Source organism: Anaeromyxobacter terrae (assembly GCF_022690685.1).
Classification (GTDB): Bacteria; Myxococcota; Myxococcia; order Myxococcales; family Anaeromyxobacteraceae; genus Anaeromyxobacter; species Anaeromyxobacter terrae.
This window is the reverse complement of record NZ_JALCYY010000024.1, coordinates 24,348-39,349: the sequence shown is the minus strand read 5'-3', so window position 1 is coordinate 39,349 and position 15,002 is coordinate 24,348. Positions and strand designations below refer to the sequence as shown.

The 15,002-nt window shown below is 73.3% G+C and carries 10 protein-coding genes; 3 read left to right on the top strand and 7 right to left on the bottom strand.

The window, feature by feature from the left end:
* Positions 1-420 precede the first annotated feature (420 nt).
* Together MNY62_RS12535 and MNY62_RS12530 are read left to right on the top strand one after the other, a co-directional pair.
* Positions 421-2,799 (top strand): methyltransferase domain-containing protein, encoded by a 2,379-nt coding sequence (locus MNY62_RS12535; protein ID WP_242344536.1) that lies wholly within the window; start codon positions 421-423, stop codon positions 2,797-2,799.
* Entirely contained in the window at positions 2,792-4,843 is a 2,052-nt protein-coding gene (locus MNY62_RS12530) for a glycosyltransferase family 2 protein (protein WP_279426511.1), read from the top strand. Before MNY62_RS12535 ends, MNY62_RS12530 begins: the two co-directional genes overlap by 8 nt.
* Here MNY62_RS12530 and MNY62_RS12525 read toward each other — a convergent pair.
* Positions 4,840-6,561 carry a glycosyltransferase gene (locus MNY62_RS12525; RefSeq protein ID WP_242344534.1) on the bottom strand — a complete coding sequence of 574 codons (1,722 nt, stop codon included), beginning with the start codon at positions 6,559-6,561 and terminating at the stop codon, positions 4,840-4,842. The two genes, MNY62_RS12530 and MNY62_RS12525, sit on opposite strands and share 4 nt — an antisense overlap.
* A 99-nt stretch (positions 6,562-6,660) precedes the next feature.
* Between MNY62_RS12525 and MNY62_RS12520 the strand changes: the two genes are divergently transcribed.
* Positions 6,661-7,728 carry a glycosyltransferase family 4 protein gene (locus MNY62_RS12520; protein ID WP_242344533.1) on the top strand — a complete coding sequence of 356 codons (1,068 nt, stop codon included), beginning with the start codon at positions 6,661-6,663 and terminating at the stop codon, positions 7,726-7,728.
* A gap of 25 nt (positions 7,729-7,753) precedes the next feature.
* On the opposite strand, the gene MNY62_RS12515 is transcribed toward MNY62_RS12520, so the two are convergent.
* From MNY62_RS12515 to purH, 6 genes are all read right to left on the bottom strand, one after another.
* Positions 7,754-9,064, bottom strand: coding sequence for an O-antigen ligase family protein (locus MNY62_RS12515; RefSeq protein WP_242344532.1), 1,311 nt, complete (start codon positions 9,062-9,064; stop codon positions 7,754-7,756).
* 39 nt (positions 9,065-9,103) lie between these two features.
* Positions 9,104-10,186 carry an LptF/LptG family permease gene (locus tag MNY62_RS12510; RefSeq protein ID WP_242344531.1) on the bottom strand — a complete coding sequence of 361 codons (1,083 nt, stop codon included), beginning with the start codon at positions 10,184-10,186 and terminating at the stop codon, positions 9,104-9,106.
* A complete protein-coding gene (locus MNY62_RS12505) occupies positions 10,183-11,295 on the bottom strand; it encodes an LptF/LptG family permease (protein ID WP_242344530.1) in 1,113 nt (370 codons plus the stop codon). Before MNY62_RS12505 ends, MNY62_RS12510 begins: the two co-directional genes overlap by 4 nt.
* Before the next feature lie 4 nt (positions 11,296-11,299).
* On the bottom strand, positions 11,300-11,815 hold the full coding sequence (gene purE, locus MNY62_RS12500; protein ID WP_279426509.1) for a 5-(carboxyamino)imidazole ribonucleotide mutase: 516 nt from the start codon (positions 11,813-11,815) through the stop codon (positions 11,300-11,302).
* Positions 11,812-13,074, bottom strand: coding sequence for a phosphoribosylamine--glycine ligase (gene purD, locus MNY62_RS12495; RefSeq protein ID WP_242344528.1), 1,263 nt, complete (start codon positions 13,072-13,074; stop codon positions 11,812-11,814). The genes purE and purD overlap by 4 nt, the downstream gene beginning before the upstream one ends.
* Positions 13,075-13,301: 227 nt before the next feature.
* Complete coding sequence (gene purH / locus MNY62_RS12490; RefSeq protein ID WP_242344527.1) at positions 13,302-14,876, bottom strand: bifunctional phosphoribosylaminoimidazolecarboxamide formyltransferase/IMP cyclohydrolase; 1,575 nt, start codon at positions 14,874-14,876, stop codon at positions 13,302-13,304.
* Between the last annotated feature and the right edge of the window lie 126 nt (positions 14,877-15,002).

Here is a 15,002-nt window from a genome sequence, read left to right as displayed (position 1 = left end):
GCCCCACCACCAGGCCGCCGCGCAGCGCCTGCCAGCCGCGCCGCGCCCTCGAGCCGATGGAACGGCGCCGGTCAGGAGATGGTTCATGAGGCAGGTTTCGAAGGACAGCAGAGGACTCGGCCGTCCTTGCGCGCCCAGGCATGGACCTCGTTCGTTCCCCCGGACGAGGAACCCGATGCGAGACGGTTCGCCCGTCCAGAACGATGCCCATCCAGTCGCACCCACCCCCCCGAAAGGCTTCGTTACTAGCCCGGTGTTCCGCGCGCTGTCAACGCAGCACCCTCGCGCGACCGGCGGCACCGGCGCACGCGCAGCTCGGAGGCAATCGCAGGCGATTGCACGTCTGCACATAATGAGAGCTTCCGTGGTACATGACCACCCGCACCTTCAGTCCCAATCCGTCCGAGAGAGACCACCCGCGTGAGCACCGGATCCACGACCATATTGGCGCTGCCTCGCGGGCAAGAGACGCTCGACTTCACGGGCGAGCGGTTCACGCCGGAGCAATCTGGCCCCATAGCGCACGAGCATCTCCATCGTTACCTGTTCGCGCTCCAGTTCTGCGAGGGGAAGCGAGTGCTCGACGTCGCCTCGGGCGAGGGCTACGGCACGTACCTCCTCTCGCGAGCGGCGAGCTCGGCCGAGGGGCTGGACGTGTCGGAGGCTGCGGTCGCTCACGCGGCCGCGCGCTACCGCGCGGAAAATCTCGGGTATCGCGTCGCCGACTGCGCTGCCCTTCCGGTGCCCGACGCCTCGATCGACGTGGTGGTCAGCTTCGAGACGCTGGAGCACGTCGCCGAGCAGGACCGGTTCCTGTCCGAGGTTCGGCGGGTGCTCGGGCCGTCCGGGGTGCTCGTGCTGTCGTCACCCGACCGGACGACGTACTCGCCGCCTGGCAAGCCTCCGAACCCGTTCCATGTTCGGGAGCTCACCGCCGCGGAGTTCGAGGACCTCGTCTCGCGCTACTTCGCTCACGCGGTGTACGGAGGTCAGAGAGCCACGGCCGGGTCGTTGATGCTCCCCGCCCACGGCAGCGCCCACCCCCTGGAGTGCTTCTCCGGTTCGGACCTCGCCCGACTGGAGCGCGGCGAGACCCTCGCAAGCCCCGTCTACGTCGTGGCAGTCGCTTCCCAGTCTCCGCTGCCGGCGGTGCGCTGGAGCATCCTCGACGATCCCGGATACGTGCCGCAGCTCCTCGGAACCATCGATGCGCTCCGGCAGGACAACGCCGCCCGCGTCGCACAGCGGAGCCAGCAGGTCGCCGACCACCTCCAGACGGTCCGGGATCTCTCGGCCGAGCTGGGTCGCCTCGCCGCGCTCGAGCAGGACGGGCGCAAGGAGGTCGACCGACTCCGGGCTGACAACGAGCTCCTCCGTGTTCAGCTCGAGGGCCTCGTCCGATCACGCTCCTGGACCCTGACCCGGCCTCTGCGCGACCTCGCCGCCGTGGCGCGCGGTGCGCGCAGCGCCCCGTCGCTCCGTCACGTCATCTGGAATGCCGGGAGAGCCATCGTGGGAGCGCTGCCGCCGGCTCCACGCGAGCGCATCCGCGCCCTGAAGCGACGGGCGATGAAGCGGCTCACGGGGGGGGAGGCGCCGGGGCTCGATCGCCCCGCACTCGACGAGCCGCGCGTTTCGACTGCGCTGAAGCGCGCGCTGTCCCTGCTCTCCGAAGGTCGCGGTCCGGGCGAGCGGTACACGCACGCGCTCGTGGTGCCTCACCTCAAGAGCGGCGGGGCGGACCTGACCGCGATGAACTACCTCCGGGTGCTCTGCGAGAAGCGGGGCCCCTCGAGTTGCCTGCTCATCCTCGCCGACTCTCCCGACCTCACCGTGCCGAGCTGGATCCCCGCCGGGGTCCGCACTCTCCGCGTCGACGATCTCATCGATGCTCCGGACGCGCGCGAGCGCGTCGATGTGCTCAACGGGATCATCCGGATGGTGGGCGCCCGCGTGGTGCACAACGTGAACTCCGTCGCGGGCTGGAATCTCTTCATCCACCGCGGGGAGGAGCTCGCGGTGCACGCACGCCTGTTCGGAAGCATCTTCGCGTTTCAGTTCGGCGCGAAGGGCGAGCACATCGGTTACGCCGCGGAGTACTTCGAGCGATCGAAGCGCCACCTGACGGGGCTCATCACCGACAACCGCCGGTTCGCGCGCGACGTCGTGTCGACCTACCGGCTCGACGGGTCCTGGAGCCGCAAGATCCACGTCGTCTACAACCCGTCGCGGGCGATCGGTCGAGGCGGCGGGGTCATCGCCTCCCAGCCCGCCACGCCACGCGAGCCGCTCAGGGTGCTGTGGGCTGGCCGGCTCGACGCGGAGAAGCTCCCGGAGGTGCTCCAGTCCGTGTCGGAGCGCGCCGGGTTCGCCACCTTCGACGTGTTCGGCTCGACCATCGTCGACGGCGCGACGCCACGGCTCGCGCCGCACGAGCGCCTGAGGCTACGGGGGCCCTTCAGCGAGCTCGCGACGTTGTTCGCCGACGGCGGCTACGACGCCTTCGTGTTCACCTCGAAATGGGAAGGCATGCCGAACATCCTCCTCGAGGTCGGCGCTCACGGGATCCCGGTGGTCGCGCCCGACGTCGGGGGAGTCCCGGAGCTGGTCGGCGACGACACCGGCTATCTCGTGCGCGGCGCCCGTAACGTCGAGGGGTACGTCGAAGCGCTCGAGTCGATCCGGCGGGACCCCGCAGAGGCCGCTCGACGCGCCCGCAACCTCCTCGCGCTGGTGAACGAGCGGCACTCCTGGGCGACGTTCGCCGAGACGCTCGAGGGCATTCCCGACTATGCGTGACCCGCGGCCCAAGGTCAGCGTCGTCATCCCCTGCTTCAATCGTGGGCCTTACCTCGACGATGCCGTGTCGTCCTGCGTGGAGGCGTACGCGGGCCCGCTCGAGGTCGTCGTCGTGGACGACGGCAGCACCGATCCCCGTACGGAGGGGTACCTCCGCGCGCTGCGTTCGCTGCCGTGCGAGCTGAAGATCGTTCGCCAGGAGAACTCGGGGCCGGCGCGCGCCCGCAACGTCGGGCTGAGCCACTGCACCGGCGAGTTCATCCAGTACCTGGACTCGGACGATCTGCTCCTGAGGAACAAGATCGAGCACCAGCTGCGCCACCTCGAGGTGTCGCCCGACGTCGACGTCTCGGTCTGCGACTACTGGCTGTGCGATGACGACCGCATCGCGTTCGATCCGTCCTCGCGGAGCATCTCGCCGTTCGCGCTCACGCTCGGCGACTTCCTGTTCCGATGGGAGCGGGGCTTCACCATCCCGATCCACGCGGCGCTGTTCCGGAGGAGCGCGCTCGGGGCCGCGCCGCAGTGGCCGGAGATCGTCCGCGGAAAAGAGGACTGGCTGTTCTGGGTGCGCCTGAAGCTGCGCGGGGTCCAGCTCGCGTTCTTGCCGCTGCGCCTCTGCGTCTACCGGCTCCACCCGAACAACATGACGCGTGAGTGGCTCGCGATGGGGCTCGACTTCCTGCGCGCCGCGCGGGAGATCGACGGCTGGACGGCCGGCCAGCAGCCGGAGTTCATGCGCGAGAGCATGCGGTGGTTCGTCGAGTTCTACGCGGACGGCGCACACCGGCTCCCGCGGATGGCGCCGGCCGCGGACCCCGCCCCGGCCGCGGAGCGCCCCGTGATCCAGGCCGCCGCGATTCCAGGATCCCCTCGCGCGGATACGGATGATGCGGTCCGCTCGGCGGCGGCGTCCGTCTCCGTCGTCGTGCCCGTGTTCAACCACGCGAGCTATCTGCGCCGCTGCGTGCTGTCGGCGCATCGTCAGACGCTCGCGCCCCGGGAGATCATCTGCGTCGACGACGGGTCCACCGACCCCGCCGTCCGGCCCACGCTCGAGGCGCTCGCCGCGGAGATCCCCGAGCTGCGGCTGCACTGGTCGGATCGGAACCAAGGCATCTCTGCGATCCAGAACCTCGGGGTCGCGCTCGCGACGGGCGAGTTCGTCGCGTTCCTCGACTGTGACGACTTCCTCGCCCCGAGCGCCATCGAGGAGGTCTCGCGCGCGATCGCACGGCACTCCGACGTCGACTACTTCTTCACCGATCGCTTCGAGGTGGACCCGGAAGATCGGCTCGTGAGACGCGCGGTGTACGGCGGATACCCGCAGCACCACTCCCTGGATCGAAGGTCGCACCACGAGAACCTGCTCGACGCGATGATCGCGTCGCACCTCAAGGTGATCCGACGAGGGAAGATCGCCGAGGTCGGCGGCTTCGACGCGCGCACCTCAGGCGTCCAGGACTGGGACCTCGCGCTCAAGATCTCGGAGGTCGGGAAGCTCCACTACATCCCCGAGCCCGTGTACTTTCACCGCGTCCACGCAGGGTCCGTCACGCTCGGACGCCGCGTCATGATGTTCCGGCTCACGAACGAGGTCCGCAGGCGCCATCAGGCGTTGCGAGCCGGGAAGGCGCCTGGCTTCGACCCGCGCTGCGCGGGCATCCCGTCGCTGCGCAGGCTCGTCGAGACGCGTGCCCAGCTCGCGCAGTCGCGCGAGTGGAACGCCGGTGAGCAGCTGTGGACGGATCCCGGCGCCGGGCTGGCGATCTCGTCGGGCCCTCGCCCTGCGCGCGAAGCTTATCGGGTGTGGACGTCCTGGCCGGCGTCCGTCTTCCTGCTCTCCCCTGGCGCACCCATCGAGACGCTCGCGTTCCTGCGCGAGTTCAACAGCTACTTCGACCTCGTGGTGTGCGCCGACGAGGGTCAATGGGGCGCGCTCCACCGCTACATGTGGGATCCGCGCGCGCTGCAGCTCGGAGACGAGCTGGCCACGTCCCTGGCGGAGGACGCCGGCGCGCCCCCGCGCCGCGCGTCCGGCTAGCCGGGCGCGCTCCATCGCCGCGCACGAACGGCGCGCGCCGCGATCTCCCGGTCGAGGTTCGGGGGCAGGTGCGGATCCCCCGCGAGCGCGAGGGCCCCCCAGCGGCGGCGGACCCGGAGGTACTCGCCGCGCGGATGCTCGGCGCTGCGGCTGGCCGACTCGTGATGGACCAGCCGCGCGTGCGGCGTCCAGACCGTCCTGTGCCCACGCTCGCGGGCACGCAGGCAGAGATCGACGTCGTTGAAGGCTATCCGGAGCTCGGGATCGAACCCGCCGAGCGAGTCGAACAGCTCGCGCGAGATCATGAGGCAAGCCCCGGTGACGGCGCTGCACTCGCGCGCGACCGAGAGCACGCCGCAGGGCCCCGGTTCGCTCGCGAGCGCGCCGCGAAAGGGATGCCCCGCGAAGCCCTCCATCCCGAGGGCGATCCCGGCGTGCTGAACGGTGCCGTCGGGGTAGAGCAGCTTGGCGCCCACCGCGCCCACGCCAGGCCGCTGCGCATGCTCGAGGAGCGCCTCGATCCAGCCCGGCTCGGTCGCCTCGATGTCGTTGTTGAGGAAGAGGAGGTACTCGCCCCTGGCCTCGCGCGCGGCGTCGTTGTTGAGCGCCGCCCAGTCGAACGGTCCGGGCCGGCGGATCACGCGGTGCGGCGGCCCGATGTCCTCGAGGAAGCGGAGTGTCTCCGGGTCGGTGCTCCCGTTGTCGACCACCAGGAGCTCGAGGTTTCGCCAGCCGCTCCGCTCGAGCACGCTCGCGACGGCGACGCGGAGCAGCTCCACCCGATCGCGCGTCGGGATGACGACCGAGACGAGCGGCTCGCCCCGGACGCGATAACGCACGCGGAATCGCCCCCCGCCGAGCGCGTCGACGGCGCCTTCCTCCCCCGTGCGGGAAAGGGCGTGCGTGATCGCCCTCGCGCTCGCGCCCTCGTCGATCCCGAGATCGTCCGGGACGTGATGCAGCACGCGAGCGAGGTGCGCGATCCGGCGCGCTCGCTCCGTCAGCCGCAGCGCCACGTCGTGCGGCTCTCCCCCGTCGATCCCGCCCGCACGCGCCGCGAGCCCAGTCCTGAAGCCGAGGAGCCGGCCCGTGTAAGGCGTCGAGCGCAGGAGGTCCATCGAGAACTCGGGCTTGAACGACGGCGCGAACCGCCGCCCGCTCGCATCGATTCGGTCCTCGTCGCCGTACACCAGCTCCACGAGGGCGTCGTCGCGCATCGCCGACACCAGGGATTCCAGCGCGTCGGGCGCCAGCACGATCCCCGGGGACGCCAACACGGCGACGTCACCCGCGGCCGCGAGCGCCGCGTCCAGCGCCACCCCGGGCTCGACGACGGTCACCCGCGGGTCCACGTCCGCGAGAGCCGCCGTGGCGTCCCCGAGGCGACCCGGCGGCGATGGCAGCGCGACCCAGGCGGTCCACGGGACCTGCTCCTGCGCGCGGAGCGATCCGAGCGTTCGCTCGAGCTGCTCCGCTCCGAGACCGTCCACGCACTGCAGGAGCACGGGCACGGAGCCGCCCTGCCAGCGCTCCCGACGGCGCGAGGCCGTGCGCCGAGGCTCGTGGATCGCCCGCCAGAGCGCGTACGCCTCCTCCTCGCTCCGCGGCCGCGCGCGACCGGAGAGCGCGCGACGTGCAGCGCCGAGGATTCCGCGCTTGCGCACTGCCCACTCGAGCCGGTCCCATGCGCGGAGCACGCGATCGAGCGAGGCGGTCACGTCCGGAATCACTGGCGGAAGATCGCATGGAGCCAGCCCCCGCGAAAGGGGCTGCAGCGGCGGCACCCCGTGGTAGTTTTCGCCGGCAGCCGGAAGCCCATGCGCATCGGCATCGACGCCACCCTCATCCGACCGGACCGCATGACGGGCATCGAGCGGTACGCCCTCTCGCTCGTCCGCGCGCTCGCCGCGCTGGCGCCCGACGAGCTCGTGCTGTTCGTCCGGCCCGACGCGCCAGACGCGGTGGCGTCGCTGCCGGTGGAGCAGCACGAGGCGCCGCTCCGGTACCGGCTGCCGGTGGACCAGGCCTGGCTCCCGATCTCCGCGGCCTACGCCCGGGTCGATCTCCTGCACTCCCTCGCGTTCCCGACCCCGCCGCTCTGGCGCGGTCGCTCGGCGATGACCGTCCACGACGCCACCCCGTGGCTGCACCCCGAGACCTCGAGCGTCGGGATGCGCTGGTACTACCGGCCGCTCTTCCCGCAGGCGCTCGCGCGCGCGGCGGCGGTGTTCACGGTGTCGAACGCGGCCAAGGCGGACCTCGTCTCCGCGGCGGGCGTGCCCGCAGAGCGGATCCACGTCACGCCGAACGGCGTCGATCCCCAGTTCTTCGAGGCGCGCGCGCCCGAGGGTCCGCGCGCGCCCTACGTCCTCGCCGTCGGCACCCTCGAGCCGCGCAAGAACCTCCCCGTGCTGCTCGACGCGTTCCGGCTCCTCCGCAAGGAGGGCCGTGACCTGCAGCTCGTGATCGTCGGGCGCTCGGGCTGGGCCCAGTCGCTGCCGCTGGGCGAGCTCGCGCCGCACGTGCGGCTCACCGGCTCCGTCCCCGAGGCCGAGCTGCCCGCCCTGTACGCCGGCGCCGCGTGCTTCGTCATGCCGTCGCTCTACGAGGGCTTCGGCCTGCCGCTCGCCGAGGCCATGGCGGCCGGAGTCCCGGCCGTGGCGAGCGACATCCCCGCCCTCCACGAGGTCGGAGGCGAGGCGGTCCGCTACGCGAACCCGCTCGAGCCCGCGAGCTTCGCCGCCGCCGTCGGGGCCGCGCTCGACGACGCGGAGGGCTCGCGCCTGCGCGCAGCGGCCGGCCGCGGGCGCGCGCGGCGGTTTCGCTGGGACGCCTGCGCCGAGGCCACCCTCGAGGTGTACCGCAGGATCGCGACGGGGCGCTGACCCGGGCGAAGCGAAGCGACGAGTCTCACCCCGGCCTCGGCCGCGCGATGACGACCCCCGCTCCGAGGAGCAGGCCGAGGGCGTAGACCGGCTCGGTCGCCCAGAAGAGATCGTGGACGAGCGCGTTCACGAACAGCGCGGCGAGCGCGGCGAGCACCCCCAGCGACGCCGCACGACCGAGCGCGTCTCCCGTCCTGCGGAAGCCCAGGAACGCGCGAGCGAGCAGGATCCACCACGCGACGAACGCGAAGGCGAGCAACGGCCCGCCCTCCGCCCACGCGGTGAAGAACGTGTCGTGGCACCAGGCGCGCATTTTCCACGCCGGCGCGAACCGCTCGTAGTAGGCGTAGCTCCTATCCGGCAGCGCGCCGAAGCCGACGCCCGTGAGCGGATGATCGCGGACGACGGCGCCGCACACGCGCCAGATCGTCGCGCGATCCTGGTTCACGTTCGCCTCGAACGCGCTCGCGAGGCGGTTGCGGAGCACGGGGCTCGCGAGCGCGGCCACGATCGAGCACGCGACCGCGATCGGCACCGCCACCCGCGCGAGCCGGCGGCCCGCGAGGAGCGCCAGGGTGAGCGCGCCGACCGCCAGGCCCGCCCAGGCGGAGCGCGACGTCGTCAGCACCACCGCGGCGGCCGCGGCGACGCCGGCGGCACCCAGGAAGACCCGGGTCCGGAGCCGCAGCGGCGCGAACAGCGCGAGCGCCAGGGACAGCGCGGCGACCGGGGTCATCGCGTGCGCGAACCGCGGGTACCAGCTGAAGAACCCGATCGCCGCGAAGTGCGTCGGGTCGCCGGGCGCCGGTGCCCGGCGGGGCACGTCGCGCAGCCCGAGGGCGTGGAGCGGATCGAAGCCGGTCCGGACCTGCGCCCACGCGACGAGGGCCGGCACGATCGCGGCCGCGGACCAGAGGAGCACGAGCGCGAGCGCCCGCCGGCGCGGCGCGGCGGCGTCGTCGCCGTCGAGGGTGGCCTCGAGCGAGAACGCGACCACGAGCGGCGCGACGAGCCCGCGCCAGAACAGGGCCGCGTTGACGCTCGCGGGCGGCAGGCCCACGCCCCACGCCAGCGCGATCGAGGCGACGGCCGCGCCCACGACGAGCGCCACGGGCGCGTTCACGGGCGTCCGGACCCACACCCGCCGCCCGGCGAGGCGGAGCGCCACCAGCGCCGCGAGCGCGACGCCGAGCCCGATCTGCATCCCCGCGATCGAGATGGGCAGGCTCGCCGCATAGACCGCGAGCCCGACCCAGCCGACCCGCACCGAGAGCTCTCGGACGAGCGCCCGCCCGGACTGTCTACCGCCCTCCACCACGCCGACGTCTGCCTCCATCTCGATGAGCTTACCTCGGCCCCGAGCGCGGGCCTCGCGTTATCGACTCCGCCGCACCGCCACCGCGCCCACCACGAGGAACACGACGTTCGGCGCCCAGGCCGCGAGCCACGGCGCGACGTGGCCGGAGAGCCCCATCGCCCACGTGACGCCCTGCGCTCCCCAGAACAGGAGCGACACGCCGACGGACTCGACGAGCGCCGCCGCGATGTGGCCCTTGCGGTTGCGGCGCAGCGCGAGCGCGAGCGCGAGCATCGCGCCGGGCGCCCCGGCGAACGGGTAGGCCAGGCGGTTGTAGCGCTCGAGCTGGAACTCGGCGACCGGCAGCCCGAGCCGGCGCCGGATGGCGATCTGCGAGAGCAGCGTCTTCCAGCGCATCTGCGTGGGACGCCCCGGGACCACCGCGAACGCGTCGGGCGGCTCGGGGAACTCGTAGCGGCGCGAGGCGGCCCGCTCGAGCCGGACGTTTCCGTCCGGCAGGAACGTCCGGTCCTCGACGTCCTCGAGCAGCCAGCCGCCGCCGTCCGGCCGCATCTTGTCGGCGTCGACGCGGCGGACGAGCCGGAACGCGTCCGAGACCTCCAGCACCGTCACCCGCGCGAACCCGCCGTCCGGCAAGGTGCCCCGCAGGTGGTACACCCGCCGCCCATCCTTGCCGCGGAACCAGCGCTTCGGCTCGCGCGCCGCCTCGAAGCGGCGCCGGTCGCCGCCGCGCCCGAAGCGGAGCGCCTGGATCTCCTCGGCGCGCTCGGCGGCCTCGACGCCCCACAGGTCGTGCACGACGAGGAGCGCGCCGCCGGAGAGGATCGTCACCGCGATGACGGGCACGGCGAGCCGCCAGGGCCCGAGCCCCACCGCGCGCATCGCCGTGTACTCGCGGGTCCGCCGGAACGTCGAGACCGAGATGGCGGCGCCCAGGATCATGGCCGCGGGCGCGACCTGCCGCACGACCACCGCGGCCTTGTACACGTAGAGCTCGAGCACCGCCGGGACCCAGCCCGGCCCGGTGAACGCGGCGGCGTTGTCGACGAAGTCGACCGCGAGGAAGATCGCGACGACGCCGGCGAGCGCGCCCAGGAACGCGGCGAGCGTCCGGCGCGCGACGTAGCGGAACAGGATCACCGCACCGCCCCCGTGCCGCGGTGGACCTGGATCGCGATGAGCGCGAGCGCGAGGGCGGACAGGACGAGGGTCGGGAGCTCGAGCGCGAGCGCGGGCGGGAGCGCGCCGCGCTGGGCCATGACCTCGCCGGCGCGGAGGAGCAGGTAGTGCCCGACCACGACGAGGAAGGTCGCCCCGACCCCGAAGGCGCGGCCGGCCCGGCGCGAGGCGCCGAGCGGGACGGCGAGCAGCGCGAACGGGATCACCGCCAGCGCCGAGGCGATGCGCCGGTGCAGCGTCCCCTCCGCGCGGCGCGCGCTGATGACGTCGCCCTTGGCGCGCGCCTCGGCCGCGCGGGCGCGCAGCTCGGCCACGCCCTCGCGGCCGGTGCGGGACACCGCGTTGCGATCCGAGAGCGCCGTCCCGAGGCCCAGGACGACCCCGGCCCGCCGGAACGTGGCGAGCACGTACTCGTCCGAGTCCACCTGCTCGCGGTGGACCTCGCCGTCGTCGAGGACGAGCCGCATCTCCTCCCCGGCGCCGAGCGGCTCGAGCCGGCCGCCGCGCGCGAGCGCCAGCACCGGCGCGGAGGGATCGGAGCGGTCGCTGATGAGGACGTTCTCCCAGAGGCCGCCGTGGACGCGCTCCGCGTAGAGCGTGTACCCCGGGATCTGATCGTAGAACGTGCCCGGCCGGACGTCGTTCATGACGTTGTGCTTCACGATCTCGTTGAGGCGCACGCGCGCCGCGTCGAGGCTCGCCGGCACCGCCTCGAGCGACAGCCAGAGCCCGACCCCCGCGACGGCGACGCCGAGCGCGAGGGGGACGGGCACGAGGAAGGCCGGCGAGAACCCCGCCGCGCCGAGCGCCACCACCTCGCGGTCCTCGGCGAGCCGCCCCACCCCGAGCACCGCGCCGAGCAGGAACGCGATCGGCAGCACGTAGCCGAGGAAGTACGGCAGCAGGTAGACGATCACCGCGCCCACGTCGACGAGCGATACGCCCGAGCCGAAGAGCACGTCGGCCTGCGCGAGGAGCTGCGTCGCGAGCAGGACCTGCGTGAGGAACAGGAGCCCCGCCGCGAACGGGAGCAGGATCTCCTTCGCGAGATACCTGTGGAGGAGCCGCAAGCGGCTAGCCCTTCGGCGCCGCCAGCTTCGCCTGGAGGGCGGCGTCCTTCGCCTCGACCTCGTCGGCCATCTTGCGGCGCTGCGCCCGGACGCGCTCGGCGACCTCCGGGTCCGTGCGGGCGACGATGCGCGCCGCGAGGAGCCCCGCGTTCCGCGCGCCCGCCTTGCCGATGGCGAGCGTGCCGACGGGCACGCCCGCCGGCATCTGCGCGGTCGAGAGCAGCGCGTCGAGCCCCTTCAGATCGCTCGCCGCGAGCGGCACGCCGAGGACCGGCAGCTCGGTCTCGGCGGCGCACACGCCGGCGAGGTGCGCGGCGGAGCCGGCGCCGCAGACGAGGACCTGGACGCCGCGGCCGGCGGCCTCGCGCGCGAGCTTGCCCGTGCGCTCCGGGGTGCGGTGGGCGGAGGAGACGTGGACCTCCGCCGGGATGCCCAGCTCGTCGAGCGCCCTCTTCGCCTCCGACATGACCTCCCAGTCGGAGTCGGATCCCATGAGGATGAGTACCTTCGGGTCCATCACGCCCTCTTGCCGATGTCCCTGCGCAGCTGCATGCCGCGGAAGCGGATCCTGGCCGCCGCGTCATAAGCGCGACGCGCGGCGTCGTCGAGGCCATCACCCAGGGCGCAGACCGTGAGCACGCGGCCGCCGGCGGTGACGATCCGTCCGTCCCGGGCTCGCGCCGTCCCGGCGTGGAACACCTGCACGCCCTCCTCGAACGGTCCGGCGAGGCCGTCGATGGGATCGCCCGCGGTGGGCTTCGCCGGGTAGTGCTCCGCGGCGAGCACCACTCCCACGGCCGCGCGGCGGTCGAACTCGAGCGTCACGTCCGACAGATCCCCCTCCGCGGCGCCGAGGAGCGCGGGGACGACGTCGCTCGTCATGCGGAGCAGGATGGGCTGCGTCTCGGGATCGCCGAGGCGCGCGTTGAACTCGAGGACGCGGGGGCCGTCCGGCGTGAGCATGAGGCCGGCGTAGAGCGCGCCGCGGAACGGGCGGCCGCGCCGGGCGAGCTCGCGGACGGCGGGCAGGAGCACGTCCCGCTCCACCATCTCCGCGACCTCGGGCGTCACCGTCGGCGTCGGCGAGAAGGCGCCCATGCCGCCGGTGTTCGGCCCGCGGTCGCCGTCGAAGATGCGCTTGTGGTCCTGCGCCGCGGCGAGCATGCGCACCCGCTCGCCGTCCGTGAACGCGATGCAGCTCGCCTCGGGCCCCTCGAGCCGGTCCTCGACCACCACGCGCGCGCCGGCGCCGCCGTGGACCTTCTGGACCAGCATCGCGCGGAGGGCCTCCTCCGCCTCCGGGAGCTCGTCGCAGACGACCACGCCCTTGCCGGCGGCGAGCCCGTCCGCCTTCACGACCACGCGCCCGGCGCGCGCGCGGGCGAACGCGAGCGCAGGCTCGAGCGCGGTGAACGTGCCGTGGCCGGCGGTCGGGATCCCGGCCGCCTCCATGATCTCCTTCGCGAACGCCTTCGAGCCCTCGATCTCCGCGGCGGCCGCGCTCGGGCCGAACACCGGGATGCCCTCGCGGGCGATCCGATCGGCGAGCCCCGCGACGAGCGGGGCCTCGGGGCCGATCACGACGAGGTCGATCTGGTTCTCGCGGGACCAGTGCGCCAGGCCCTCGACGTCGGTCGCCTCGAGCGCGACGAGCGTCGCGACCTCCGCGATGCCGGGGTTGCCGGGGGCGGCGAACAGCTCGCGGACGAGGCGGCTCCGCGAGATCTTCCAGGCGAGGGCGTGCTCGCGCCCGCCCGATCCGACGACGAGTACGCGCATGGAGACCCGGGCTTATATCACGTCCCGTCGCGCTACGGCGGGGTCGACGGGCCCTCGGCCGGGCCCGGATCGGCGCCTGCTCCGAGGCGCCGCTGGCCGGGGCGACGCCCGGGTCGTCCGCCAGGATCCCCGCGAGGAGCGTCCGGGCGTTCGCGACGTCGCCCCGCCTCGCCAGGAGGCGTGCGAGCGCGAGGCGCGGGGTGGGGGCGGTCCGCCCCGTCGACCTTTCAGTGCCGGAAGTGCCGCATCCCCGTGGCGACCATCGCCACGTTGGCGGCGTTCGCCGCCTCGATCACCTCGGCGTCGCGGACCGAGCCGCCCGGCTGGATGATCGCCGTCGCGCCGGCCTTGATGATCTCCTCGACCCCGTCCTTGAACGGGAAGAAGGCGTCCGAGCCGACCGCCGAGCCGGCGAGGTCGAGCTGCGCCTTCATGCGAGCGGTCTTCACCGACTCGACCCGGCTCGTCTGGCCGCCGCCGATGCCGACCGTCCGCTGCTCCCGCGCGAACACGATCGCGTTCGACTTCACGTGCTTCACGACCTTCCACGCGAAGAGCAGATCCTGCCACTCGGCGTCGGTCGGAGCGCGCTTCGTCATCACCTTGCAGTCCTCGCGGCGGATCGCCCCGAGGTCGCGGTCCATCACGAGCAGGCCGCCCGGGATCGAGCGGAGCTCGCGGAGCTCCTCGGGGCGGCGAGTCCAGCTCGCGCGCGGCGCGGCGAGGCGCGGCGCCTCGAGCAGCCGCAGGTTCTTCTTCGCCGCGAGCGCGGCGCGCGCGGCGGCGTCGTAGCCGGGCGCGATGACGCACTCGAGGAAGAGGTCCGTGAGCTCCTTCGCGGCCGCCGCGTCCACCGGGCGGTTCAGCGCCACGATGCCGCCGAACGCGGAGACGGGATCGCAGGCCCGCGCGCGGGCGAACGCCTCGGCGGGCGTCGCCCCGAGCGACACGCCGCACGGCGTGTTGTGCTTGATGACGACGCAGGCGACCCCGTCATGCTCCTTGACCGCGGCGAGCGCGGCCTCGAGGTCGAGCAGGTTGTTGTAGCTGAGCTCCTTGCCCTGCAGCACCTTCGCGAACGCGACCGTCGGCTCGTCCGGCTCGCGGCCGGCGCGGTAGAACGCGCCCGCCTGGTGCGGGTTCTCGCCGTAGCGGAGGTCCTGCGCCTTCGTGTAGACGGCCGCGAGCGTCGCCGGGAAGTGCGCGGGCGGCGCCTCCACGCTCTCACGCGCGGTGAGGTACTCGGAGATCGCGGCGTCGTACGCGGCGGTGTGCGCGAAGGCCTTCTTCATGAGCTCGAAGCGCGTCTGCCCGGAGAGCTCGCGCGACGCCTCGAGCTCGGCCGCGACGCGCTCGTAGTCCGCGGGGTCCACGACGACGCCCACGTGCGCGGCGTTCTTCGCCGCGCTCCGCACCATCGTCGGCCCGCCGATGTCGATCTCCTCGACGCACTCCCAGAACGGCTTCCCCGCCGCGACCGCCTCGCGGAACGGATAGAGGTTCACGACGACGAGGTCGATGGGCGGGATGTCCCGCGCCTTCACGTCCGCCTCGTCCGAGGCGAGCCCGCGGCGGTAGAGGATCCCGCCGTGCACGCGCGGGTGGAGCGTCTTCACGCGGCCGCCCAGGATCTCAGGCGCCTGCGTGTAGTCGCCCACCGGGACGACGGGGATGCCCGCGTCGGCGAGGGCGCGCTGCGTGCCGCCGGTGGAGAGGATCTCGACCCCGAGCGCGGCGAGCCGCTTCGCGAACGGGACGAGGCCCGTCTTGTCGGAGACGGAGACGAGAGCGCGGCGGACCATTGTGTGCACCTCCGGGAAGGGGTGCCCTTGTAGCCCGCGCCGCACGAGGTTTCAACGGGTGAGCGGCGGGGCCGCGCGCCGCACCCCATGCCGCCGGCCAACCCCGCCGCCGCTCCGCCTGCCGTC

Bases quoted from the DNA above. Each gene is read 5' to 3' on its own strand.
- MNY62_RS12515 (WP_242344532.1), bottom strand. From the start codon at position 9,064: ATGGAGGCAGACGTCGGCGTGGTGGAGGGCGGTAGACAGTCCGGGCGG.
- MNY62_RS12530 (WP_279426511.1), top strand. From the start codon at position 2,792: ATGCGTGACCCGCGGCCCAAGGTCAGCGTCGTCATCCCCTGCTTCAAT.
- purH (WP_242344527.1), bottom strand. From the start codon at position 14,876: ATGGTCCGCCGCGCTCTCGTCTCCGTCTCCGACAAGACGGGCCTCGTC.
- purD (WP_242344528.1), bottom strand. From the start codon at position 13,074: ATGCGCGTACTCGTCGTCGGATCGGGCGGGCGCGAGCACGCCCTCGCC.
- MNY62_RS12520 (WP_242344533.1), top strand. From the start codon at position 6,661: ATGCGCATCGGCATCGACGCCACCCTCATCCGACCGGACCGCATGACG.